This window comes from Streptomyces sp. NPDC001890, from assembly GCF_042891445.1.
Classification (GTDB): domain Bacteria; phylum Actinomycetota; class Actinomycetes; order Streptomycetales; family Streptomycetaceae; genus Streptomyces.
On the sequence record NZ_JBIATE010000002.1, the window covers coordinates 812,691 to 833,945 of the forward strand.

The window sequence follows — 21,255 nt, forward strand, 5'->3', positions numbered from 1 at the left end:
CGCTCCGTTGAGGAGTCCCATCATGTCCGCACCCAGCCAGGCCCCGTCCGGCACGACCGGCGCCACCACGCCCCCCTCCGCCCCCTCCGCTTCTCCCGCTCCCTCCGCCGTTCCGTCGAAGATCCGTATGACCGGACGGCAGAAGCTCGTCCTCGTACTCCTCCTCGGCGCCCAGTTCATGATCGCCGTGGACTTCTCGATCCTGAACGTGGCGCTGCCGGTCGTCGGCGAGGGGCTCGGCTTCCCCCTCTCCCGTCTCCAGTGGATCGCCACCGCGTTCGCGCTCGCCGCCGCCGGCTTCACACTGCTCTTCGGCCGCGTCGCCGACCTCGTCGGCCGCAAGCGGCTGTTCCTCGCCGGCATGGTCGTCCTCGGCCTCTCCTCCGCCCTCGGCGGGCTCGCCACCTCGCCCGAAGTGCTGCTCGTGGCAAGGGTGTTGCAGGGGCTCGCCACGGCAGCCGTCACCCCGGCCGGGCTCGCGCTGCTGACCACCGCCTTCAAGGAGGGCCCACTGCGCGAACGTGCCCTGGGGCTCAACGGGGCGCTGATGTCGGCCGGATTCACCGCCGGGGCCATCCTCGGCGGCCTGCTCACCGATCTGCTCTCCTGGCGCTGGGCGTTCTTCATCAACGTGCCGGTGGCCGTCCTGGTGGTCGCCCTCGCCCCGGCCGTCATCACCGACTCGCGGCCCGCCGCGCGCCCCCGGCTCGACGTCCCCGGCGCCGTGACCGTCACCGGCGGTCTGCTCCTGCTCGTCTACGGGCTGACACAGGCCGGCGAGTCCGGCTGGACCCGGCCCACCACCCTGGCCGCACTCCTCGCCGGGCTCGTGCTCCTCGTCGCCTTCCGGGCCGTCGAGCAGAAGGCCACGGCACCGCTGGTCCCCGTACACATCCTGAAGCGGCGCAGCGTCATCTGGGGCAACGCCGCCGGTCTGACCGCCTTCGTCACGGAGACCTCGCTGGTCTTCCTGCTCACCCTCTACCTCCAGGAAGTCCTCGGCTACTCGCCGCTCGCCACCGGTCTCGCCTTCGGAGTCCTGGGCATCGGCACCGTGATCGGCGGCACCCTCGGCGGCCGCGCCGTCGGCCGGTTCGGGAGCCGCCGGACCATCGTCACCGGCGGGGCCGTCCAGGCCGTCGCCACCCTCTCCCTGGTGGCGCTCGGGACCTCGGGGGGCTGGATCACGCTTCTGCTGGCGGCCACCTTCGTCGGCGGCGTCGGCAACATGCTGATGATCGTCGGCTTCATGGTCACCGCGACCTCCGGTCTCCCCGACGAGGAACAGGGCCTGGCCACCGGCCTCGCCACCATGACCCAGCAGGTCGGCATCACCCTGGGCATCCCGGTCATGAGCGCGGTCGCCACCGCCCGGATGTCCGCACTCGGCGACGCCGGTCCCGAGGGCGTTCTCTCGGGGGTCTCGGTCGCGATCCTGGTCAACTCGGCGCTGGTGCTTGCCGGGGCGCTGCTCGCGGGCGCCTTCCTCGGGCCGCGGCGGACGGGGAGCGACACGCGGCGGTGAGGGGGAGGAAGCGGCGATGCCGGGCAGGCGATCCGATGGATCCCCTGCCCGGCATCGCCGCTTCCCGGTCCTGGAGGCGTCTCAGCCCTCGCCGTGGGCCTTGCGCAGCGCGGCGATGTCCAGCTTCTTCATGGCCATCATCGCCCTGGTGGTCCTGGCGGCCCTCGCCCCGTCCGGATCGGTGACCATCCCCAGCAGCACCTCCGGCACGACCTGCCAGGAGAGCCCGTACCTGTCCTTCAGCCAGCCGCAGGGCCCCTCCTCGCCCCCGTCCGTGAGAGTGCCCCAGTAGTAGTCCACCTCGGCCTGGTCCGCGCAGCGGATCTGGAACGAGATGGCCTCGTCGAACGTGAACTCCGGGCCGCCGTTCACCCCCACGAACTTCTGGCCGTTGAGCTCGAACTCGACCGTCATCACCGATCCGGCGGGCCCCGGCCCCGCCTCGCTGTAGCGGCCGATCGCCCCGAGGCGGGAGTTCTTGAAGACCGAGACGTAGTACTCCGCCGCCTCCTCGGCCTGTCCGTCGAACCACAGACATGTGGTGAAGCCCTCGGTGGTCATCGCTGTCTCCCCTCATCACGCAGCCCCGACGCCTGCGCAGGTACACCCATACCGACTGGTCCCGTCCCGAAAACTCACCGTCGCGCTGGGGGTGACCCGAGGGGGACAGGTATCGGCCGACTTCATATGGTCCCTGTGGTTGGCTCGAAAACGCCTCGGCGACACGGCTGAACCCCACATCCGACGACGGGCCCGGAGGGTTCCGTGGCCGAGCGGCGGGCGCGCGGATCATACCCAGGTCCGACCCCGAGGTCCGGGCCCCGGTCCGATGCCCCGGCCGGGGGAGTGGCGGCATCGTCAGGGCATGACGAACCGAACCGCCCCCACGGGCACACCGGCGACCGCCATCGGCGCCCGGCTGCGCGTCGCACTGCCGGTGGAGCGGATGGGCACAGCCGGATTCACCGGACGCTGGGCCGGCGGCACCGCCATGGTGCTCGGCCCGGCCCTGATGCTGGCCGGGGCGCTGCTGCGCGTCCGCTTCCACTTCTTCTACCCGGACCAACTCGCCGCGTACGAACGGCACTCCACGCTGATGGCCACGGCGTACGGCCTGTTCGCCGCCGGGACCGTGCTGCTCTGGCCCGCCGTGGCCGTGCTCGCCGCCCGGATCGGCGTCCGCAGCCCTGGATGGGGGCTGTGGGGCGGAGTCGTGGCCGTCTTCGGGCTGTTCGCCCGCACCTTCCACGCGGGAGTGGACCACCTGGCCTTCCAGTTGGTGCGCTCGCGCGGCGCCGGGGCCGCCACCGAGGCCGTGTCCGTCGGCTACGGCGCCTTCCACGTCTTCTCCGCGCTCAACCTCGCCGTGGTCGCGGGCTGGATCGTCCTCGCGCTCGGGGCCTGGCGCACCGGGGTGCTCGGGCTGATCGCGCGCGGCCTGTCCAACACGGAGCTCGCGCAGCACCTCCGGCTGAGCCCGGCCACGGTCAAGACGCACATCGGCCGCCTGCTCGCCAAGCTCCGGGCGCGCGACCGTGCCCAACTCGCCATCGTCGCCTACGAGACCGGTCTGGTCGACGCCCGCGGACGCGACGGCCTCAGACGGTGACCTTGGGGTCCGCCGGCCCGAGGTACCGCACGTCGGCCCGTTCGCAGTGCGGTGCGAGCAGGCTCCTCAACTCCTCCGCCGCGACCTCGACGAGGTTGCCGTCGTGGGTGGCGCGGAGGGTTTCGAGTAGGAAGACGACGCGGTCGGAGTCCTCGGTGACACGGGTGCGGTGGGCGTCGCGGTGGTTCCAGTGCCGGGTCAGGACGCCGCCGGCGTCCGCGTAGACGATCTCGCCGGGCTCCGGGCTCTCGATGGCCTCGGGCTCGCCGAGCGGAGTGAACTCCTCGCTGCCGTCCGCGTACCGGATGTCGACGTCGCCGGTGACGTGGTCCAGGTCGAAGGCGCCGGCGGGCAGACCGTGACGGACGGAGACGGCGTTGTACGAGTCGACGGCCGGGTTGATGCGCGGCAGCGTCCCGCGCTTCGCGAAGCGGCGGCCGAGCGCGTCGACGCTGGGCCGGACACGACGCGGGTTGGTGCCGAAGGAGCGGTAGGCGGTGTGCCACGCCGCGATGCGCGGATCGGTCTCGTCGGCGGGCTGCCAGGCACCGTTGGCGAGCCCCCGCTCCAGGCCCTCCAGGGCGGCGGCGGTGTCGGGCCAGGGTTCGCGGCCGCGCAGGCCGGTGGCGGTCACCAGGGCGATGAGGGTGTCGGGGAAGGCGTCCGTGACGTCGGGGGTGATGCGGATGGCGGTCATGAGCGGGTGTTTCCGTTTCCTGGGTGGAGCGGGGGATTCGTTCAGGTCAGGGCGAGGAGGCCGACGGCGACGGCGGCGGTGCCCAGGCCGACGAGCTGGCCGCGGTGGATGCGCTCGGCGAGCACACCGCGGGCGAGCAGGACGGTGCCGGCCGGGTAGAGGGCGGTGATCACGGCGACGACGGTCAGGTCCCCGCTGCGGGCGGCGAGCAGGAACATCAGGTTCGCCATCGAGTCCAGGACGCCCGCGGCGGCCGACATCGCGTAGGCGGGCCGCTCGGGGCCGAGCCTGCGATACATCAGCCCGGCGAGGGCCAGGGTGATGGCGGAGGAGACCGCCCGGCCGATGATCAGCGGCGCCACCCCGCTGTCGGAGGGCGCCTGGTGCAGGAAGATCAGCTGGAGGGCTATGGCGGCGCCCGCGCCGAGGGCCAGCAGCAGCGCGGTACGGGACGGGCGCGCGATCCCGGCTCCGCGCCCGGCGCTGACCAGTACCACCGCGAACAGCGCGAGCGGCAGGCCCACCAGTCCGGCGGCGCCCAGATGCTCGCCCTGCAGCAGGCCCACCCCGACGGGCAGTGCGGCGGAGACCAGGGCGGTCACCGGCGAGAGCACGTTCATCGGGCCGATCGCCAGGGTGCGGTAGAGCAGGGCGAACGCGGCGGCGGAGACGACCCCCGACGCGGCACCCCAGCCCAGGGCACCGAGGCTGAACGAGGCCCCGAGCACCGGCCACAGCAGCAGCTCGACCGCGAGCGAGGCCGGGGCGGCGATCATCACCGTACGCAGCACATGGGCCTTGCGGGCACCGAGACCGCCGAGGAAGTCGGCGCACCCGTATGCGAGCGAGCTGCCCAGAGCCAGGAGCAGAGCGAGCACAGCACATCCCTTACCATCATTGAAACGACCGCACCGTACAACGGATCGACCGGTCGGTGTCAACCAAATGACCGCACGGTTCAATCCAGTAATCCGTGACGGGGATGGAGATCAGATGGCCGAGACGGCCGCAGCCCTGCGGACGGTCGCGTACAACGTGAGGGCGGCCCGGACCCGCGCGGGCCTGACCCTGGACGAGCTGAGCCGGCGCGCCCAGGTCAGCAAGGGGGCCCTGGTGGCACTGGAGAAGGCCCAGGGCAACCCCAACCTGGCCACCCTGGTCCGGCTGGCCGACACCCTCGGCATCTCGGTCTCCGCCCTGATGCAGGGCCCGTCCGAGGGTCGCGTCCGCGTCGTGACCGCCGAAACCGTCGCACCCCTGTGGACCGGGCCGCGGGGCGGCGAGGCCCGGCTCATGCTCACGACCTCGGGCCCGGCCCCGGTCGAGATCTGGCGCTGGCGCCTGGAACCCGGCGAGGAGTACCCCAGCCACCCCCACCAGGCCGGAGTCACCGAGACCATCAGCGTCACCGCCGGCCGGATGACCCTGCTCGTCGACGGCGAGGAACACCCCGTCGAGACCGGCCAGACCGCCACCTTCGAGGGCGACGCCCCCCACGCGTACCGCGGCTCCGGCACCGGGCCCTGCCACCTGATCATGACGGTCCACCTGCCACCGGGCCCCGTCGCTGCGGCCTGACCGGCAGGCGCGAAATCGGCGGGTCGGGCACAGCCGCGTGTACGGCAGCAGGGTCCGGACCGCGTGTCACGGTCCGGACCCTGCCCCTGTGCGGTGCCGCCCTGCTGAGGCGGTGCGTCAGCTCTGTGCGGGTTCGTCGCCCGCCTGCCCGGCGCCCTCGGCTGCGCCTGTCTTCTCGCGCATCTTCCGTACCAGCTCCGCCTTCTTGTCCGCTGCGTTCCGGCGGTCGAGGTTGCGGTGCGGACCGTTGTTCTGCCGTTCGGTGCGGGACAGCTTCTTGCGCTGGCCGCCGCCCTGGCCCACGGGATTGTTGATGTTCTTGCTGTCGGTCACGGGTTCTCCCCAGTAATGATGTGAAGTGATCTACGGATTCGTCGGTGGGGGACGGGTGGCGACGTCGAAGAACGTCAGCAGAGACCCATCACGCTCTCACTCGTGAATCGGCGTCTGGAAGAACATGACAAGGACGTTACCCGGTTCCGTCGGCCCCGCCCGCCAACCTTTTTGCCGCCCGGTGTCGGCCGGGCCCTCGGCGAGCGCCCGCGGGGCCGGCCCTTTCCTTCAGGGATCTCAGCACCCGCCAGTGGCCGTCGCCCGCCCGGGGCGGGTCCAGATGGACGTTATGGGGCCCCTCGGGCGCTGTCAGCGGTCGCGAGCACACGGACGGCAGGAGCTCATCTCACTTGCACCCCGCCGTTCCGGGACAACCTTTGGCCTGCGACGGCCAGGAGCTGCACCAGGCCGACCCAGTTGTCCTCGTCGGCCCTGGTGTGGGTGGCGCGGACCCTCCAGTGGCCGGCAGCCAGGGACACCGCTGCGTGAGCGGGGAGTCCCCCATCCGGATACTCCACGTTCAGATCAGTGCCTGCTTCGGCGGAGTCCATGAGCACAGCGGGACCGTCCGTGATCCACATCCCGCATTCCTCCCACTGAGTGGCGGGATCAGTGAGGACAGCTTCGGCCGCGGCCTTGAGCCCGGTTTCGGAGTCGGCGGCGAGCCAGCGGAGGAAGGCGTGATGCTCGGGCATGTAGCAGGTCGTGGCGGGCTCGTCCCCCAGTACCAGCGCTTGTGGCCTGCCCTCGCCGACGGCGATCGCGCCGGCCAAACCGTCTACCGCACAGGCTCTGTCGTAGTCGTCCGGATCCACACCATCCCCCACGGTCATCCCACCGTCGGTGCATCCGTGCCATGCATCAAGCGCGGAGACGGGGATCAGGATCAAGGGACCGCCCATCGACTCCACCCAGTTGAAGGGGGCATGTGACGTCCCGGCAGCGACGGACGAGAAGGATCTCATAGCGGCAGTGTGCACCGTGCCCGTACCCTCGTCGCCGATCACATCGTCCGCCATGGCGTGTACGAGATCACATGCCTGGGAGGCATCCTCGTCTGCAGCCGGTGACGGGGCGAGTCGCTACAGCTCGTCGGTCACACTGCCATCGGGGTGGTGGCGGTAGAAGTACATGCGGCGCTCGTCCGAGGGCTTTTGCTGTTCGGCTTCGTACCAGGGAACCAGGCGGGCCCACGCTTCCCTTTGCCGACGGACGTTTGCTTCCAACCAGTCCGTGAAGCGGATGTAGACCCGAGACGGTTCGGCGTCACCGTCGGAGTAGGTCCACACCTCTGGATCGGGTCCTTCGCCGCGCAGGAACTCGAATCGGTAGGGGCAACCTCAGGCGGCCCGTTGCTGGCGCATGACGCGACGACCGCCCTGGGGAATCGCAGGCTCCAGGGTTGATCTCGTGACGGTCATGGATCCCACAAAATCGCACCGGGTACGTTGGCGTGATGTCTCCTGAACCACGCAGCCGTGAAGAGCTGGTCTCCTTTCTCCAGGACCTGCACCAGGAGTTCCGTGCCCGCGGCGACGAGTGGGAGAACAACACCCTGGACGGGTTCCTTGAGGCGCTTGCCGCATGGGTGCACGACTCTCCAGGCGCGTACCGCCACGCAGGAGAACACATCCCGCCCGACGGGGACTGGACCTTCATGGCCCGAGCCCTCCGTGCGGCCACCGCCTACGAGTAGAGCTGCGCTCATCGCGTCCATCGGCGCGTCACAAGATCAGCGACGAACCCGAGACGTGCGAGCGTCCACGGGCGCGGAGGACGTGGGCATCAGGTCGTCGAGCGGACTTCGTCAAGGCGCGTTCCATGCCTGCTTGGCGGGCTGGGTCGTGATGTGCCGGATCGGGACCTGGGACGGGTGCTCGGCGGTGTCCAGGCCGCGTTCGGCGGCAGCCTGGGACAGGAGTCGGCGAGGTCGTCACCGACGCGCTCCTCGCGCATCTTGCCGCACTCCGTCCAGGGAGTGGCTGTTCACGATGGAGGAGGGGGAGCCGCTCAACCACCGGCGCTGGAAGAACGAGTGGAACTGCGCCCGTAGAGCGCTCCAGGCAGAGGAGAACGAGGCCGCCGAGCGCGAGGGGCGCAAGCCCGTCGAGCTGTCGCACGTGGTCACCCACGGCCTGCGGCACTGCTACGCCTCCGCGCTCATCGCCGGCGGCGCGGGCGTCAAGCAGGTGCAGTTGGTCCTCGGCCACGCATCCGCCGTCATCACACTGCGGATCTACGCCCACCTGTGGCCGGGGGAAGACGACCGCACCCGGGCCGTCATGGACGCCGTGCTCGGCGGCCTGCGGACCGGGTGCGGACAGGTAGACCAGACGATCGAAGAAATCGCAGGTCAAGCGGCATGACCGAAGGTCAGGCCTTCTTCGTCTCCCAGAAGATCTTGTCGATCTGGGCGATGTAGTCCAGTGCCTTCTGGCCCGTCGCCGGGTCCGTGGAGGCCTTCGCGGCCGACAGGGCCTTCAGGGCGTCGTTGACCAGCTGGTGCAGCTCCGGGTACTTCTCGAAGTGCGGGGGCTTGAAGTAGTCGCTCCACAGCACCGAGACGTGGTGCTTGGCGAGCTCGGCGCGCTGCTCCTTGATGACCACCGCGCGGGCCCGGAAGTGCGGGTCCTCGTTGGCCTGGTACTTCTCCTGGACGGCCTTGACGGACTCCGCCTCGATGCGGGCCTGGGCCGGGTCGTACACGCCGCAGGGCAGGTCGCAGTGGGCGCTGACCTTCACCTTGGGGGCAAACAGGCGGGAAAGCATTGAGCTGTCCTTCCTCGTGATCGTCTTCTCAGGTGGGACATTACTCGGTGAGAGACGTGATTTCGTGGGTGCCCCCATGGGCTTAGGCCAAAAGTCCAGGGCGAGGATGGGACCAGTGGCCGAATGTACGTAACGCTGTACGGGACGGTGTACTGGACGGACCGGGGAGGTGCCGGAGAGATGCGGGAGGTGCCGGAGGTGCCTGAGCTGACGCGGGAACAGGGTGGGCGCGGGCTGTCGGCGCGGGTGCCGTTCCAGGTGGTGGAGGTGACCGGGCCGTCGATGGTGCCGACGCTCCATCACGGGGACTGGCTGCTGGTGCATTACGGGGCGGCGGTGCGCCCCGGGGACGTGGTGATTCTGCGGCATCCGTTCCAGCAGGACCTGCTGGTCGTCAAGCGGGCCGCCGAGCGCCGTCGGGGCGGCTGGTGGGTGCTGGCCGACAACAGCTTCGCGGGCGGTGACAGCACGGACTACGGGACGGTGCCCGAGGAGTTCGTACTGGCCAGGGTCCGGGCGCGCTACCGGCCGCTGAAGAAGGATCAGCGGTCGGTGCTGGGCGTGGTGACCTGGGCGGTCTCCGCGCTGCGGCCGGTGTCGGCCGCCCGTTCCGTCTCCAGGCGCTTGCGGGCCCGGTAGGCGGCCACATTGGCGCGGGTCGCGCAGCGGTCGGAGCAGTAGCGGCGCGAACGGTTGGTGGAGGTGTCGAGGTAGGCGTTGCGGCACGGCGCTGCCTGGCACAGGCCGAGCCGGTCGACCCCGTACGAGGTGAGGTGGAAGGCGAGGCCCATCGCCGCGATCGCGGCGTACCCGGCCGTCGCGTTCGACGGATGGTCGGCCAGGTGCATGTGCCAGTCCGGCTTTCCGTCCTCGTCCCGGGTCTCGTGGCCGGAGATCTGCGGGCTGACCGGGAACTCCAGCAGCAGTGAGTTGAGCAGGTCGACGGCGAGTGTCTCGTCCCCGCCGTCGGCCGCCTCGAAGACCGAGCGCAGCCGCGCCCGTACCGACCTGAAGCGGGTCACGTCCGCGTCGGTCGCCCGCCGGGCCGCCTGGCCGTTGGCGCCGAACAACTCGCGGACCGCCTCCACGGAGGTGAGGGAGTCCTTGTTGCGGGCCGGCTCCTCGGTGTTGACCAGACACACGGCATAGTCCGAGTAATAGGCCAGTTCCACTTGTAGTCCTTACGGCGTGGGTCTATGGTCGGTGCAGCGAACGATGTAATGGGCCTTTTCAGGTCCAGGGTATTACATGGAGGTTCCTGGTGACTGAGACATCGACAGGTGCGGACTGGCGGGCCTGGCAGGAGAGCTGGGACCGGCAGCAGGAGTGGTACATGCCCGACCGCGAGGAGCGGTTCCGGGTGATGCTGGACATGGTCGAGGCCCTCGTCGGGCCGCGGCCGAGGGTGCTCGATCTCGCATGCGGTACGGGAAGTATTACGGACCGGCTGCTCAAGCGGTTCCCGGAAGCCACCAGTACCGGAGTGGATCTCGACCCGGCGCTGCTCGCCATCGCGCGCGGCTACTTCGCCGGCGACGAGCGCGTCACCTTCGTCACCGCCGACCTCAAGGACCCCGAGTGGGCCCGGCGGCTGCCGTACGACTCGTACGACGCCGTCCTCACCGCCACCGCCCTGCACTGGCTGCACACCGAACCGCTCACCGCGCTCTACGGGCACCTCGGCGGGCTGGTCCGGGACGGCGGGGTGTTCATGAACGCGGACCACATGATCGACACCGCGACGCCCCGGATCAACGCGGCCGAACGCGCTCACCGGCACGCCGTCATGGACCGGGCCAAGGCCGCGGGTGCTCTCGACTGGGCCGACTGGTGGGCGCTGGCCGCCAAGGACCCGGTCCTCGCCGGACCGACCGCCGAGCGGTACGAGATCTACGGCGAGCACGCGGACGGCGACATGCCCCCCGTGCGGTGGCACGTCGACACCCTGCGCGAGGCGGGATTCGGGGAGGCGCGGACCGTGTGGGCCTCGCCCTCGGACACCCTGGTGCTCGCCGTGAAGTAGCGGGACGAGAAGGAGCGGGACGAGGGGGAGGGGCGGGCGGTGCGGCCGGGGGCCGTGCCGCCCGCGATCCGTTTCCGGACCTGTCGCCGGTGATCCGTTTCCGGGTACCCAGGCCGTGATTCATTTCCTGACGTCGCTGCAACCCGCTGTGCACCCCACCGCACTGGAAGGGTGAGACGGTCCGCACCCGCGGACCCGGAGAGGGGCGCCGACGATGCGGATCGAAGACGATGCCGCGCTGCACGCCTTCGTCGAAGACAGACGCACCGCGCTGTTCCGCAGCGCGTATCTGCTCTGCGGCGACCGGCACGAAGCCGATGACCTGGTTCAGGCGACGCTGGTCAAGGTGGTGCTCGGGGGGCGGCGGTACGGACGGCTCGACAACATCGAGGCGTACGCGCGCAAGACGCTGATCAACACCTTCATCGCGTCCCGCCGCAGGTTCTGGCGGCGTGAACAGTCCTACGGCGAACTGCCCGACCGCGCCGACCGGGCGCCGGACACGGACACCGGGCTGGCGGTGCGGGCGGCGCTCGCCCGGCTCACGGACAAGCAGCGGGCCGTACTGGTCCTGCGCTACTGGGAGGACCTGAGCGTCGAGGCCACGGCCGGGCTGCTCGGGATGCGGGAGAACACAGTCAAGAGCCACGCGGCTCGGGGGTTGGCGGCGCTGCGCGCCGAGATGGCGGAGGAATTGGTATGAACAACGACGTGCACGAGCTGCTGGGGCGGGCCGCGGACGACGCGGGAGCGCCGGCCACCACCACCCGGACGGTGTACGCCGGGGCCGCCCGGGTGCGGTTGCGGCGGCGGGTCACCGTCTCGGTCGCGGCGGCCGCCGTGGTCGCGGGCGGAGCCGTCGTGGTGCCGAACCTGGCGTCGGAGGGCGGCGGGGCGCAGGAGACCGCGGTGGCGGCGCCGGTGGAGCTCGCGGGGAACAGCGGTCGGGCGAAGGACCTCGCCAAGGTGCTGCCCAAGGACGTCGGGGAGATCGATCAGGTCTCGCTGTCGGTCGTCATCAAGGGCGCCACCTCCGAGCGGGAGATGCCGCACCTGCAGGGACCGTTGGACGGGCACTTCTCGGTACGCAAGGACGGCGGTGTCGGCTACCTCGTCATCGGCTACATGAAGACCGGCGGCTCTGCCGCGGGGGACAACCCGTGCGAGGCCGTCCCCGGGGTGCCGGCCATGCCGGACTGCGTGAACGAGAAGCTGCCGGACGGACGGGTGCTGACGATCTGGAGCGACCCGATGAACTACGACGGCGCGCCGCAGTGGGGCCGGGAGCTGGTCGGCCGGCTCGTCTCCAAGGACGGCGCGGTGCTGTCCGTCCGTGACAGCACCGGCTTCAAGGGCGAGCGGGCGCAGGGCCCGCTCCTGAAGACGCCGCCGCTGACCCGCGCCCAGCTGCGGGAGCTGCTGCTCAGGCCGGAGATGCTGCCGGTGAAGTAGGGAACGGACGGGGGAGGGGCGGTACGGAGTTCTCGGCTCCGTACCGCCCCTCCCCCTGCTGCTACAGAACCTTCGACAGGAACGACTTCGTGCGGTCGTGCTGCGGGTTGGTCAGCACGTCGCGCGGGTGGCCGGACTCGACCACCACGCCGTCGTCCATGAAGACCAGCGCGTCGCCGACCTCACGGGCGAAGCCCATCTCGTGGGTCACGACGACCATCGTCATGCCGTCCTCCGCGAGACCGCGCATGACGTCCAGGACGTCGCCCACCAGCTCCGGGTCGAGCGCCGACGTCGGCTCGTCGAAGAGCATCAGCTTCGGCTCCATGGCCAGGGCACGGGCGATGGCCACCCGCTGCTGCTGTCCGCCGGAGAGCTGGGAGGGGTAGTTCTTCGCCTTGTCGCCGAGGCCGACCCGGTCCAGCAGCCGCTCGGCCCGTGCCCTCGCGACGGCCTTGGACTCGCGCTTGACCTGGACGGGGGCCTCCATGACGTTCTCGATCGCCGTCATGTGCGGGAAGAGGTTGAAGCGCTGGAAGACCATGCCGATGTCCCGGCGCTTCAGTGCGACCTCGCTGTCCTTGAGCTCGTAGAGCTTGTCGCCCTTCTGGCGGTAGCCCACCAGCTCGCCGTCGACGTACAGCCGGCCGGCGTTGATCTGCTCCAGGTGGTTGATGCACCGCAGGAACGTCGACTTGCCGGAACCGGACGGGCCGATCAGGCAGAAGACCTCCCTGGGCGCGACCTCCAGGTCGATGCCCTTGAGGATGTGCGCGGCGCCGAAGGACTTGTGGACGCCCTCGGCCTTCACCATGGCGGTAGCGGTCATGCCATGCCTCCCTTCGGGCGGCCGAGGGACAGGAGGTTGGCCCTGACCTTCTGGAACGGGGTGGGCGGCAGGTTGCGGCTCGAACCGCGCGCGTAGTACCGCTCCAGGTAGTACTGGCCGACGCTCAGCACCGACGTCATGATCAAGTACCAGGCCGCGGCCAGGAAGTACATCTCGACCGGGGCTCCGGACGCCTGCCCGATGTCCTGGGCGTACTTGAACAGCTCGTAGAACTGCACGGCCGCCACCAGCGACGTCGTCTTGAGCATGTTGATCACTTCGTTGCCCGTCGGCGGCACGATCACCCGCATCGCCTGCGGGATCACGACGCGGCGCAGGGTCTTGCCGTGGCTCATGCCCAGCGCGTGCGACGCCTCCGTCTGGCCCTCGTCGACCGAGAGCAGACCCGCACGGCAGATCTCGGCCATGTAGGCGGCCTCGTTGAGACCCAGGCCGAGCAGCGCCGTCAGCAGCGGCGTCATGAAGCTCGACCAGTAGTCCTTGTAGATCGGCATCAGGTTGATGTACTCGAAGACCAGGCCCAGGTTGAACCAGACGAACAGCTGGACCAGGACCGGGGTGCCGCGGAAGAACCAGATGTAGAACCAGGCGATCGACGAGGTCACCGGGTTCCTCGACAGCCGCATCACGGCCAGCAGAACGCCGCCGACGATGCCGATGACCATGGACAGCGCGGTCAGCAGCAGGGTCTGGGTGACGCCCTTGAGGATGCGGTCGTCGAAGAAGTAGTCCGGGACCGCACCCCAGTTGATCTTGCCCTGGCTGAAGGCGTAGACGATCGCGACGAGTGCGCCGATGGCGATGACGGCCGAGACGTACCGGCCGTAGTGCCGGACCGGAATGGCCCGGATCGCCTCGGGACCGGAGGGCGGGGTGGGGGGTATGGGCGGCTGGTCGGCCGGGCCCGTCTTCTTGATGTCAGTCACAGGAAGAACCTTTCTGCGCCGATCCCTGCTCAGGATCCGCCGTTCACCTTGGCCTCGGTGACCGCACCGGCCTCGACACCCCACTTGGAGATGATCTTGCCGTACTCGCCGTTCTTGATGATCGCGTCCAGTGCCGCCTGCACGGCCTTGGTCAGCTGGTCGTTGCCCTTGGCGACGGCGATGCCGTACGGGGCGGCCTCGACCTGCTCGCCGACGATCTGGAAGTCCTTGCCGCCGCCCGAGGTCTTCACCGCGTATGCGGCCACCGGGAAGTCGGAGGAGCCGGCGTCGGCGCCACCGCTGCGCAGCCGGGTCTGGGCCTCCAGGTCGTTGTCGAAGGTCTCGATCGCGATCTTCTCGCCGCCCGCGCACTTCTTCGACTCGTCCTTGGCGAGGTTGTGCGAGACGGTGCCGCGCTGGACGGCGATCTTCTTGCCGCAGAGGTCCGCCCAGGTCTTGATTCCCTGGTCGTCGCCCTTCCGGGTGTAGATCGAGACTCCCGCGGTGAAGTAGTCGACGAAGTCGACGCCCTCGCCGACCTTCTTCTTCGTCTCGGAGTCGATGCCCTCCTGGCGGTCCTTGGTGTCGGTCATCGACGACATCGCCAGGTCGTAGCGCTTGGAGCGCAGACCGGTGATCAGCGTGTCGAACGTGCCGTTCTGGAACTCGAAGGTCACGCCGAGCTGCTTGCCGAGCGCGGCGCCGATGTCGGGGTCGATGCCGACCGTGTTGCCGGACTTGTCCTTGAACTCGACCGGCGGGTACGCGATGTCCGAACCGACCCTGATGACGCCCTTGTCCTTGATCTCCTTGGGCAGGAGGTCAGCCAGTGGGGCCTGGGCCGATGCCGAGTTGTTCCGCGGGTTGTTCTTGGTCTGGTCGCCACAGGCGGCCAGCAGCATGGTGCCGGCGACCGCGATGGCGCAAACCGCTGCGATCCTGGATTTCGCGGCCGTGCGACGAGTGGTGCTTGCGGTCATGATCGGGTTGCCTCCGGCAGGTGAGGGTGGTGTTACCAGGCGGTATGGACACACGACTTCGGATGTCGCCCCCCTGTGGGATTAGGGCATCTTGCCATTCGGACTGGCTCAAACCGGTCGCCGCTCGTGTCAAAATCGGATAACGGGCGATCCCCGAACCTCACGAGGCCGGTACACGAGGCCGGACCATCTCTGGGGTTTCCACCATCACGCCGGAAGATCTGCGGCGCGTCTCGACTAGTGGACGCTTTTGTCGCTTGGCGGACTTGTCCAGATATTCGACTATGAGTCACGTCACCGAACCGATATGGACTCGTCGATGACGCGGTTCGTCCGGTAAGAAAGACCTTTACACCCCTCATCCGGGGCTCAGGGCGCGTGTGCGGCGCGCCCGCGCGTATGTATTTCCCCCTGCCGGGGCGGGCCAACCGCCGACGTGGGGCACGTACGCGGTGCCCGCCCACCCCTCCTCAACCAGGAGTGGCCACCCTCAAACGATGAAGACTTAAGGGGTCAACACCATGGCAGCGGAGATCGTCAATCCTCGCAGCGACAGCACCACTGACAGCAGCACCACCGATGAGCCGTTCGATCCGGCCTTCGCTCTCCACCGCGGAGGGAAGATGGCCGTGCAGGCCACCGTCCCCATCCGTGACAAGGACGACCTGTCCCTCGCGTACACACCCGGCGTCGCCAAGGTGTGCAGCGCCATCGCGGAGAACCCGGACCTGGTCCACGACTACACCTGGAAATCGCAGGTCGTCGCCGTCGTGACGGACGGCACCGCGGTTCTCGGCCTCGGTGACATCGGACCCGAGGCGTCCCTCCCCGTGATGGAGGGCAAGGCGATCCTGTTCAAGCAGTTCGGCGGCGTCGACGCGGTGCCGATCGCGCTCGCGACCACCGACGCGGACGAGATCGTCGAGACCGTCGTCCGGCTCGCGCCGTCCTTCGGGGGCGTGAACCTGGAGGACATCTCGGCGCCGCGCTGCTTCGAGATCGAGCGCAAGCTCCAGGAGCGGCTCGACATCCCGGTCTTCCACGACGACCAGCACGGCACCGCCGTCGTGACGCTCGCGGCCCTGCGGAACGCCGCGAAGCTGTCCGGCCGGAGCCTGGGCGACCTGCGCGCCGTCATCTCCGGCGCCGGCGCCGCGGGCGTCGCCATCGCGAAGTTCCTGCTGGAGGCAGGGCTCGGCGATGTCGCCGTGGCCGACCGCAAGGGCATCGTGAGCCGGGACCGCGAGGACCTCACCGAGGTCAAGCGCGAGCTGGCCGAGCTCACGAACCGGGCCGGGATCTCCGGTTCGCTGGAGAGCGCGCTGGCGGGCGCCGACGTCTTCATCGGCGTCTCCGGCGGTACGGTGCCCGAGGCGGCCGTCGCCTCGATGGCGCCCGGCGCGTTCGTCTTCGCCATGGCGAACCCGAACCCCGAGGTCCACCCCGACATCGCGCACAAGTACGCGTCCGTCGTGGCGACCGGGCGGTCCGACTACCCGAACCAGATCAACAACGTGCTGGCCTTCCCCGGCATCTTCGCCGGTGCCCTCCAGGTCCGGGCCTCCCGGATCACCGAGGGCATGAAGATCGCCGCGGCGAACGCGCTGGCCGACGTCGTGGGCGACGAGCTCGCGGCGGACTACGTGATCCCGTCGCCGTTCGACGAGCGGGTGGCGCCTGCGGTCACGGCCGCGGTGGCGGCCGCCGCGCGGTCCGAGGGTGTGGCCCGGCGCTGAGCCGGCTGAGTGAGGGGCGGGGCGGGGGACGGGTTCCCGGGTGCGGGGTGCGCCTGCGGCGGGCTTGTTCCCCGCCCCGCCCCTTCCCGTAACCGGGGGCTGTGCCCCCCGGACTCCCGCTCCTCGATCGCCGGAGGGGCTGGGATGCGTGGTGTGCCGCCCACCCCGCGCGGTGCGCGTCACACCCGTGGCCGGTTACGCCCGGACCGCGCCCGGCCTATCGTCGGGGCCATGTTCGCCGCCTACGCATCCCGCATCGACCGCGACCAGCCTCTCAACGGCCTTGAGCTGGGCGAACGCCCCGCCCCCGAGGCGCGCCCCGGCTGGACCACCGTCAACGTCCGGGCAGCCTCCCTCAACCACCACGACCTCTGGTCCCTGCGCGGCGTCGGCCTCGCCGAGGACAAGCTGCCGATGATCCTCGGCTGCGACGCGGCCGGAACCGACCAGGACGGCAACGAGGTCGTCCTGCACTCCGTCATCGGCCAGACCGGTCACGGCGTCGGCCCGGACGAACCCCGCTCCATCCTCACCGAGCGATACCAGGGCACCTTCGCCGAGCAGGTCACCGTCCCCAGCTGGAACGTGCTGCCCAAGCCGAAGGAACTCAGCTTCGAGCAGGCTGCCTGCCTGCCGACCGCCTGGCTCACCGCGTACCGGATGCTCTTCACCAACGCCGGGGTGCGCCCCGGCGACTCGGTCCTCGTCCAGGGGGCGGGCGGCGGCGTCGCCACCGCCGCGATCGTGCTCGGCCGGGCGGCCGGGCTGCGGATCTACGCCACCAGCCGCGACGAGGCCAAGCGCAAGCGGGCCGTCGAGCTCGGCGCGATCGAGGCGTTCGAGCCGGGGGCTCGGCTGCCGCAGCGCGTCGACGCGGTCATCGAGACGGTCGGCGCGGCCACCTGGTCCCACTCCGTGAAGTCGCTGCGCCCCGGCGGCACGCTCGTCATCTCCGGCGCGACCAGCGGCGACCGGCCCTCGCACGCCGAGCTGACCCGGATCTTCTTCCTCGAACTGAGGGTCGTCGGCTCGACCATGGGCTCCAAGGACGAGCTGGAGGACCTGCTGGCGTTCTGCGCGACCACCGGCGTACGGCCCGTCATCGACGAGGTGCTGCCGCTGGACCGGGCCCGCGAAGGGTTCGAACGGCTCGCGGCGGGCGACCAGTTCGGAAAGATTGTGCTCACCTGCTCTTGAGACGTACGGGGTGAGCTGCTCTGATCTGCGCCATGCGAATACGGATGCGGATACGGATGGGCAGCGTACTCACCTCGATCGTCACTTCGTTCGTGCTCGCGGCGGGGGCCCTCGCCCCCGCCGCCGACGCACACCCGGCACGCCCAGCACACCCGGCACCACCGGAACGGGCCGGCATACCCAGCCTCACCGACGACCAGGGCCGCACGCTCACCCTGCGCGGATGGAGCTTCGCGGACAAGGCGAACAGCGGTGACCAGGCGCTGAACGCCATCACCGAGAAGCACTTCCGCGATCTGCGGGCCAAGGGCTTCAACTTCGCCCGGCTGCTCTTCTTCTGGGACGACCTGGAGCCGAGCCGGGGCCACTACAGCGCCGAGTATCTGCGCCGGATCGACCGGGTCCTGGGCTGGGCGCAGAAGTACGACATCCAGGTGCTGCTCGACGCCCACCAGGACGTGTTCGGCCCGGCGTTCAACGCCCGGGGCATCCCGGCGTGGGCGACCCGCACCGACGGTCTGCCCTTCACCCCGCATCCCGACGACTGGTTCTCGGAGTACTTCGAACCCGCCGTACAGCGCGCCTTCACCCACCTCTACGAGGACGCCGACCTCCAGCGCGCCCAGGCACGCATGTGGCAGGTCGTGGCCAAGCGCTTCGGGCACCACCCCGCCGTCCTCGGCTACGACCTGATCAACGAGCCGATGGGGGAGCTCCGCGAGGGCGAGGACCTGGCGACGGCCGCCCGCCGCATCGAGGCCCAGCAGATCACCCCGATGTACAACCGGCTGGCCCGCGCGGTCCGTTCGGTCGACCGCGACAACTGGCTGTTCGTCGAGCCCACCCCCATCGTCGGGGAGGGCGTGCCGACCGGGCTGGGGGAGATCAAGGACCACCGCACCGTCTACGCCCCGCACTTCTACAACACCGCCATGGAGGCCGGGGCCGACTACGACCCGGCGGCCGGCTGGATCGAGTCGTACGAGGCCGCCGTCACCGCGTACCCGAAAGAGCAGAAGATCCCGGTCGTCGTGGGCGAATGGGGCCCGCTGAACAACAAGCTCCCGCAGATGGGCCGCTTCTACCGGGACGCGATGGCCTCCCTGAGCCGTTACAGCTCGGGCTGGGCGGGCTGGGTGTGGTGCTACGGCGGTGGGTACTGCGCCCTGGACGAGAACGGCGACTTCGCCGCCAACAAGGACCGGACCGCCACACCGTACGCACCCGCCGTCGCCGGAACCGTCCACTCCGACACGTACGACGACAGCGCCCGCGTCTACCGGCTCAGCTATACGGCGGGCCGTCACGGCACCACGGAGATCTCGCTGCCACCGACCGCGGGGCGGTGGCGGGTCTCGGTCGACGGCCGCGCCGAGGTCCGCCGGCACGGCGGAGAGGTGCGCGTCCAGGCCCGCAAGGGGGCGCGCATCACGGTGACGGTGACCGGGACCGGGGCCGGGGCGGAGCGCGGCTGAGCGGCCCTTACGGCACGCCCGTACACCTCTGCCTGTCAATCACGGTCGACAGGCGGGGGCGCTGCGGTTCGAGGAGGCGGGCTGAACCCGGGGCCTCGAACCGCCCGCCCCGTCACTTCTGCCCGTCGTCGCCCTTCCTCAGCAGCGCTTCGATGTGGGCCGCCGCCGTCGACAGGTGGCGGCGGGCCTCCGTGAGCTGCTCCTGCGTGACGCCCCTGTCCCGGGCCGTGTCGCGGATGTCGTCGCGGAAGCGGTCGAGCAGCCGGTCCAGGTCGCGGGCCGGGTCGCCGGTGCGGGGGGTGTCCTTGCCCCAGTCGGCGTCGGCACCGGCCGGCTCCGGCTTGACGTAGGGGGGCCAGGCGCCCGTCCTGGCGAAGCCGCCGAGCTGGCCGGTGATCTCGGCCAGCCCCTCCCGTACGCCCGAGGGCCAGTCGCCCCGCGCGAAGTGCTCCTGGACCTGCCGGGCGGCGTTCTGCATCTGCTCGCGCGCCCGGTCCTGGGCCTCCTTGGCCTGGCGGCGGGCCTGCTGGGCGTCCTCGCGGGCGCGGCGGGACTCGTCCTTCGCCCGGCGGGCCTGCTCCTTCCACTCCTGCTTGGCCTTGCGCAGCTCCTCCTTGGCGGCGCGCCAGGCATCCTTGTCGCCGAAGTCCCCGAGGTCGCCGAAGGCGGACTCCCAGTCGCCCTTGCGGCCGGAGCCCGAGCCGGCGTCCGATCCCGCGCCCGAGCCGGTGTGCCTGGTCTCGTGTGCGGCGGCCCGCATCTCGCTGCGCAGCTTGCCGGCGGCGCCGCGCACGTCGTCCCGTATCTCGGCGGCCAGCTCGGAGACCGAATCCCGGATCTCCAGCTCCAGATCGGCCAGTTCGCCCGTGCGGCCGGCCAGCTCGGCCCGGCCCGCGTCGGTGATCGAGTAGACCTTGCGGCCGCCCTCGGTGGCATGGGTGACGAGGCCCTCGGCCTCCAGTTTGGCGAGGCGCGGATAGACCGTGCCCGCCGAGGGGGCGTACAGCCCGTGGAAGCGCTCCTCCAGGAGCCGGATCACCTCGTATCCGTGGCGAGGGGCCTCGTCGAGGAGCTTCAGCAGGTAGAGGCGGAGACGGCCGTGGGCGAATACGGGGGGCATGTCAGAGCACCTTTCCGGTCGGCTCGGCATCGTACGGACCGTCCTCGGCCGGCGGGCGGCGCAGCAGGGCGATCGATCCCGAGACGGTCGTCGCGCGCAGCTTCCCGGTCCCGGCGCCGAGCGTGCCGGTGATCTTCTTCGCGCCCCACTGGCCGCTGACCCGCAGGTCCTCGAACCCGTTGGAGACGGCGCCGCTCGCGGTGTTGGCCTCGACCGTCGCGTCCGCCGGGTGCGGCAGCCGGATGGCGACCTCGCCGGAGACCGTGGTCAGCCGGATGTCGGTGGGCTTCCCGGTCGGGTCCAGGTCGAGCACCATGTTGCCGCTGACCGATTCGGCCCGCACCGAGGCCCCGGCGCCCTCGACGACCGTCAGATCGCCCGAGACCGAGTGGAAGCGGAGTTCGCCGGTGACCGACTGGGCCTCCACGCTGCCCGAGACCGTGTCGGCGAGCACCGGCCCGGCGAGCCCGACGAGCGTGGTGTCGCCGGTGACGCCCCTCACGTCCGTACGCCCGCGGATCCCGGAGACGACGGCGCCCGCGCCGACGACGCCGACCTCCACCGCCGACCCGGCCGGGACCGCGAGCGAGACGACCGCGCTGCGGTGCCAGCCCTTGCGGTCGAACCACTTGAGGAAGTTCTGCCAGGGCAGGTCCTCGTAGGCGACCGTGAGCGCGCCGTCCTCCAGCGTCACGACCAGTGGCGGTCCCTCGATCCTGGAGACCTCCAGCCGGGCGGCCGGCTCCTCGGTGCCGACGACGTTGACGGTGCCTCCGACGATGCGCACGTTGAGCGACGTCACGGGGTCGTCGAAGGTCAGCTTCTGGGGCTCGGCGATGGCCCATGTCGACACAGGCATGGATCTGACCTCCTGAGGAGCACGGCGTGACGCAATATATCGCATCTCTTGGTGAACACGATATATCGCGGATCGGGGAAGTCAAGGCGTGTCACGATGCCGTCGGCGGGCCAACGGAAGGCCAAA

At 70.3% G+C, this 21,255-nt stretch carries 24 protein-coding genes and 1 pseudogene; 12 read left to right on the top strand and 13 right to left on the bottom strand.

What is annotated here, in order from left to right; all coding sequences use genetic code 11:
• Positions 1 to 22 precede the first annotated feature (22 nt).
• A complete protein-coding gene (locus tag ACFYY1_RS09855) occupies positions 23 to 1,525 on the top strand; it encodes an MFS transporter (RefSeq protein WP_388582962.1) in 1,503 nt (500 codons plus the stop codon).
• An 81-nt stretch (positions 1,526 to 1,606) separates the two neighbouring features.
• On the opposite strand, the gene ACFYY1_RS09860 is transcribed toward ACFYY1_RS09855, so the two are convergent.
• Positions 1,607 to 2,086, bottom strand: a complete 480-nt coding sequence (locus tag ACFYY1_RS09860; protein WP_388582964.1) for a VOC family protein — start codon at positions 2,084 to 2,086, stop codon at positions 1,607 to 1,609.
• Positions 2,087 to 2,390: 304 nt separating this feature from the next.
• On the opposite strand from ACFYY1_RS09860, the gene ACFYY1_RS09865 reads away from it, so the two are divergent.
• Positions 2,391 to 3,134 (top strand): response regulator transcription factor, encoded by a 744-nt coding sequence (locus ACFYY1_RS09865; protein WP_388582965.1) that lies wholly within the window; start codon positions 2,391 to 2,393, stop codon positions 3,132 to 3,134.
• Here the strand turns inward: ACFYY1_RS09865 and ACFYY1_RS09870 are convergent.
• Both ACFYY1_RS09870 and ACFYY1_RS09875 read right to left on the bottom strand, forming a co-directional pair.
• Positions 3,124 to 3,831 (bottom strand): B3/4 domain-containing protein, encoded by a 708-nt coding sequence (locus tag ACFYY1_RS09870; protein WP_388582967.1) that lies wholly within the window; start codon positions 3,829 to 3,831, stop codon positions 3,124 to 3,126. The two genes, ACFYY1_RS09865 and ACFYY1_RS09870, sit on opposite strands and share 11 nt — an antisense overlap.
• Before the next feature lie 41 nt (positions 3,832 to 3,872).
• The gene (locus ACFYY1_RS09875) at positions 3,873 to 4,709 is read right to left on the bottom strand and encodes an EamA family transporter (RefSeq protein WP_388582969.1); all 837 of its coding nucleotides are present in this window, start codon (positions 4,707 to 4,709) and stop codon (positions 3,873 to 3,875) included.
• A 115-nt stretch (positions 4,710 to 4,824) separates the two neighbouring features.
• Here ACFYY1_RS09875 and ACFYY1_RS09880 point away from each other — a divergent pair, with 115 nt between their 5' ends.
• The gene (locus tag ACFYY1_RS09880) at positions 4,825 to 5,409 is read left to right on the top strand and encodes a helix-turn-helix domain-containing protein (RefSeq protein ID WP_388582970.1); all 585 of its coding nucleotides are present in this window, start codon (positions 4,825 to 4,827) and stop codon (positions 5,407 to 5,409) included.
• Between the two features lie 117 nt (positions 5,410 to 5,526).
• Here ACFYY1_RS09880 and ACFYY1_RS09885 read toward each other — a convergent pair whose 3' ends face one another.
• From ACFYY1_RS09885 to ACFYY1_RS09895, 3 genes are all read right to left on the bottom strand, one after another.
• Complete coding sequence (locus ACFYY1_RS09885; protein WP_388582972.1) at positions 5,527 to 5,742, bottom strand: DUF6243 family protein; 216 nt, start codon at positions 5,740 to 5,742, stop codon at positions 5,527 to 5,529.
• A 341-nt stretch (positions 5,743 to 6,083) separates the two neighbouring features.
• A complete protein-coding gene (locus ACFYY1_RS09890) occupies positions 6,084 to 6,707 on the bottom strand; it encodes an immunity 21 family protein (protein WP_388583484.1) in 624 nt (207 codons plus the stop codon).
• Between the two features lie 117 nt (positions 6,708 to 6,824).
• Positions 6,825 to 7,031, bottom strand: coding sequence for a hypothetical protein (locus tag ACFYY1_RS09895; RefSeq protein WP_388582973.1), 207 nt, complete (start codon positions 7,029 to 7,031; stop codon positions 6,825 to 6,827).
• A 167-nt stretch (positions 7,032 to 7,198) separates the two neighbouring features.
• On the opposite strand from ACFYY1_RS09895, the gene ACFYY1_RS09900 reads away from it, so the two are divergent.
• A complete protein-coding gene (locus ACFYY1_RS09900) occupies positions 7,199 to 7,438 on the top strand; it encodes a hypothetical protein (protein ID WP_388582974.1) in 240 nt (79 codons plus the stop codon).
• A gap of 224 nt (positions 7,439 to 7,662) precedes the next feature.
• A pseudogene (locus ACFYY1_RS09905) lies at positions 7,663 to 8,108 on the top strand (tyrosine-type recombinase/integrase); the annotation flags it as partial.
• 7 nt (positions 8,109 to 8,115) lie between these two features.
• Here ACFYY1_RS09905 and sodN read toward each other — a convergent pair.
• Positions 8,116 to 8,511 (bottom strand): superoxide dismutase, Ni, encoded by a 396-nt coding sequence (gene sodN / locus ACFYY1_RS09910; RefSeq protein ID WP_093899557.1) that lies wholly within the window; start codon positions 8,509 to 8,511, stop codon positions 8,116 to 8,118.
• Between the two features lie 180 nt (positions 8,512 to 8,691).
• On the opposite strand from sodN, the gene sodX reads away from it, so the two are divergent.
• On the top strand, positions 8,692 to 9,150 hold the full coding sequence (gene sodX, locus ACFYY1_RS09915) for a nickel-type superoxide dismutase maturation protease (protein ID WP_388583486.1): 459 nt from the start codon (positions 8,692 to 8,694) through the stop codon (positions 9,148 to 9,150).
• On the opposite strand, the gene ACFYY1_RS09920 is transcribed toward sodX, so the two are convergent.
• Positions 9,054 to 9,683 carry a CGNR zinc finger domain-containing protein gene (locus ACFYY1_RS09920; RefSeq protein WP_388582976.1) on the bottom strand — a complete coding sequence of 210 codons (630 nt, stop codon included), beginning with the start codon at positions 9,681 to 9,683 and terminating at the stop codon, positions 9,054 to 9,056. The two genes, sodX and ACFYY1_RS09920, sit on opposite strands and share 97 nt — an antisense overlap.
• An 89-nt stretch (positions 9,684 to 9,772) precedes the next feature.
• Here ACFYY1_RS09920 and ACFYY1_RS09925 point away from each other — a divergent pair, with 89 nt between their 5' ends.
• From ACFYY1_RS09925 to ACFYY1_RS09935, 3 genes are all read left to right on the top strand, one after another.
• Positions 9,773 to 10,534, top strand: a complete 762-nt coding sequence (locus ACFYY1_RS09925) for a class I SAM-dependent methyltransferase (RefSeq protein ID WP_388582977.1) — start codon at positions 9,773 to 9,775, stop codon at positions 10,532 to 10,534.
• A 214-nt stretch (positions 10,535 to 10,748) separates the two neighbouring features.
• Complete coding sequence (locus tag ACFYY1_RS09930; protein WP_189542321.1) at positions 10,749 to 11,237, top strand: SigE family RNA polymerase sigma factor; 489 nt, start codon at positions 10,749 to 10,751, stop codon at positions 11,235 to 11,237.
• Positions 11,234 to 11,986: a hypothetical protein gene (locus ACFYY1_RS09935; RefSeq protein ID WP_388582978.1), complete on the top strand. Its 753-nt coding sequence runs from the start codon at positions 11,234 to 11,236 to the stop codon at positions 11,984 to 11,986. Before ACFYY1_RS09930 ends, ACFYY1_RS09935 begins: the two co-directional genes overlap by 4 nt.
• Before the next feature lie 61 nt (positions 11,987 to 12,047).
• Here the strand turns inward: ACFYY1_RS09935 and ACFYY1_RS09940 are convergent, their stop codons facing one another.
• From ACFYY1_RS09940 to ACFYY1_RS09950, 3 genes are read right to left on the bottom strand one after another with little or no spacing between them, the layout of a single operon-like run.
• A complete protein-coding gene (locus ACFYY1_RS09940) occupies positions 12,048 to 12,815 on the bottom strand; it encodes an amino acid ABC transporter ATP-binding protein (protein WP_388582979.1) in 768 nt (255 codons plus the stop codon).
• Complete coding sequence (locus ACFYY1_RS09945; RefSeq protein WP_388582980.1) at positions 12,812 to 13,762, bottom strand: amino acid ABC transporter permease; 951 nt, start codon at positions 13,760 to 13,762, stop codon at positions 12,812 to 12,814. Before ACFYY1_RS09945 ends, ACFYY1_RS09940 begins: the two co-directional genes overlap by 4 nt.
• A gap of 29 nt (positions 13,763 to 13,791) precedes the next feature.
• Positions 13,792 to 14,742: an ABC transporter substrate-binding protein gene (locus ACFYY1_RS09950; RefSeq protein ID WP_388582982.1), complete on the bottom strand. Its 951-nt coding sequence runs from the start codon at positions 14,740 to 14,742 to the stop codon at positions 13,792 to 13,794.
• A 521-nt stretch (positions 14,743 to 15,263) separates the two neighbouring features.
• On the opposite strand from ACFYY1_RS09950, the gene ACFYY1_RS09955 reads away from it, so the two are divergent.
• The 3 genes from ACFYY1_RS09955 to ACFYY1_RS09965 all read left to right on the top strand — a co-directional run bounded on the left by ACFYY1_RS09955 (position 15,264) and on the right by ACFYY1_RS09965 (position 19,150).
• Positions 15,264 to 16,478, top strand: a complete 1,215-nt coding sequence (locus tag ACFYY1_RS09955; protein WP_388582984.1) for an NADP-dependent malic enzyme — start codon at positions 15,264 to 15,266, stop codon at positions 16,476 to 16,478.
• 231 nt (positions 16,479 to 16,709) lie between these two features.
• Positions 16,710 to 17,675, top strand: a complete 966-nt coding sequence (locus ACFYY1_RS09960; protein WP_388582986.1) for a zinc-binding dehydrogenase — start codon at positions 16,710 to 16,712, stop codon at positions 17,673 to 17,675.
• A gap of 56 nt (positions 17,676 to 17,731) precedes the next feature.
• Entirely contained in the window at positions 17,732 to 19,150 is a 1,419-nt protein-coding gene (locus ACFYY1_RS09965) for a cellulase family glycosylhydrolase (protein WP_388582988.1), read from the top strand.
• Positions 19,151 to 19,262: 112 nt separating this feature from the next.
• Here ACFYY1_RS09965 and ACFYY1_RS09970 read toward each other — a convergent pair whose 3' ends face one another.
• Together ACFYY1_RS09970 and ACFYY1_RS09975 are read right to left on the bottom strand one after the other, a co-directional pair.
• Positions 19,263 to 20,270 carry a helix-turn-helix transcriptional regulator gene (locus tag ACFYY1_RS09970; protein ID WP_388582990.1) on the bottom strand — a complete coding sequence of 336 codons (1,008 nt, stop codon included), beginning with the start codon at positions 20,268 to 20,270 and terminating at the stop codon, positions 19,263 to 19,265.
• Position 20,271: 1 nt separating this feature from the next.
• On the bottom strand, positions 20,272 to 21,129 hold the full coding sequence (locus ACFYY1_RS09975; RefSeq protein WP_388582992.1) for a DUF4097 domain-containing protein: 858 nt from the start codon (positions 21,127 to 21,129) through the stop codon (positions 20,272 to 20,274).
• Between the last annotated feature and the right edge of the window lie 126 nt (positions 21,130 to 21,255).

What these genes read in the sequence shown, in the direction of transcription:
- ACFYY1_RS09865 (WP_388582965.1), top strand. Translation starts at nt 2,391, where the DNA reads ATGACGAACCGAACCGCCCCCACGGGCACACCGGCGACCGCCATCGGC.
- ACFYY1_RS09955 (WP_388582984.1), top strand. Translation starts at nt 15,264, where the DNA reads ATGGCAGCGGAGATCGTCAATCCTCGCAGCGACAGCACCACTGACAGC.
- ACFYY1_RS09855 (WP_388582962.1), top strand. Translation starts at nt 23, where the DNA reads ATGTCCGCACCCAGCCAGGCCCCGTCCGGCACGACCGGCGCCACCACG.
- ACFYY1_RS09960 (WP_388582986.1), top strand. Translation starts at nt 16,710, where the DNA reads ATGTTCGCCGCCTACGCATCCCGCATCGACCGCGACCAGCCTCTCAAC.
- sodX (WP_388583486.1), top strand. Translation starts at nt 8,692, where the DNA reads ATGCGGGAGGTGCCGGAGGTGCCTGAGCTGACGCGGGAACAGGGTGGG.
- ACFYY1_RS09880 (WP_388582970.1), top strand. Translation starts at nt 4,825, where the DNA reads ATGGCCGAGACGGCCGCAGCCCTGCGGACGGTCGCGTACAACGTGAGG.
- ACFYY1_RS09900 (WP_388582974.1), top strand. Translation starts at nt 7,199, where the DNA reads ATGTCTCCTGAACCACGCAGCCGTGAAGAGCTGGTCTCCTTTCTCCAG.
- ACFYY1_RS09860 (WP_388582964.1), bottom strand. Translation starts at nt 2,086, where the DNA reads ATGACCACCGAGGGCTTCACCACATGTCTGTGGTTCGACGGACAGGCC.
- ACFYY1_RS09940 (WP_388582979.1), bottom strand. Translation starts at nt 12,815, where the DNA reads ATGACCGCTACCGCCATGGTGAAGGCCGAGGGCGTCCACAAGTCCTTC.
- ACFYY1_RS09930 (WP_189542321.1), top strand. Translation starts at nt 10,749, where the DNA reads ATGCGGATCGAAGACGATGCCGCGCTGCACGCCTTCGTCGAAGACAGA.
- ACFYY1_RS09970 (WP_388582990.1), bottom strand. Translation starts at nt 20,270, where the DNA reads ATGCCCCCCGTATTCGCCCACGGCCGTCTCCGCCTCTACCTGCTGAAG.
- ACFYY1_RS09975 (WP_388582992.1), bottom strand. Translation starts at nt 21,129, where the DNA reads ATGCCTGTGTCGACATGGGCCATCGCCGAGCCCCAGAAGCTGACCTTC.
- ACFYY1_RS09935 (WP_388582978.1), top strand. Translation starts at nt 11,234, where the DNA reads ATGAACAACGACGTGCACGAGCTGCTGGGGCGGGCCGCGGACGACGCG.
- ACFYY1_RS09870 (WP_388582967.1), bottom strand. Translation starts at nt 3,831, where the DNA reads ATGACCGCCATCCGCATCACCCCCGACGTCACGGACGCCTTCCCCGAC.
- ACFYY1_RS09950 (WP_388582982.1), bottom strand. Translation starts at nt 14,742, where the DNA reads ATGACCGCAAGCACCACTCGTCGCACGGCCGCGAAATCCAGGATCGCA.
- sodN (WP_093899557.1), bottom strand. Translation starts at nt 8,511, where the DNA reads ATGCTTTCCCGCCTGTTTGCCCCCAAGGTGAAGGTCAGCGCCCACTGC.
- ACFYY1_RS09965 (WP_388582988.1), top strand. Translation starts at nt 17,732, where the DNA reads ATGGGCAGCGTACTCACCTCGATCGTCACTTCGTTCGTGCTCGCGGCG.
- ACFYY1_RS09890 (WP_388583484.1), bottom strand. Translation starts at nt 6,707, where the DNA reads ATGAGATCCTTCTCGTCCGTCGCTGCCGGGACGTCACATGCCCCCTTC.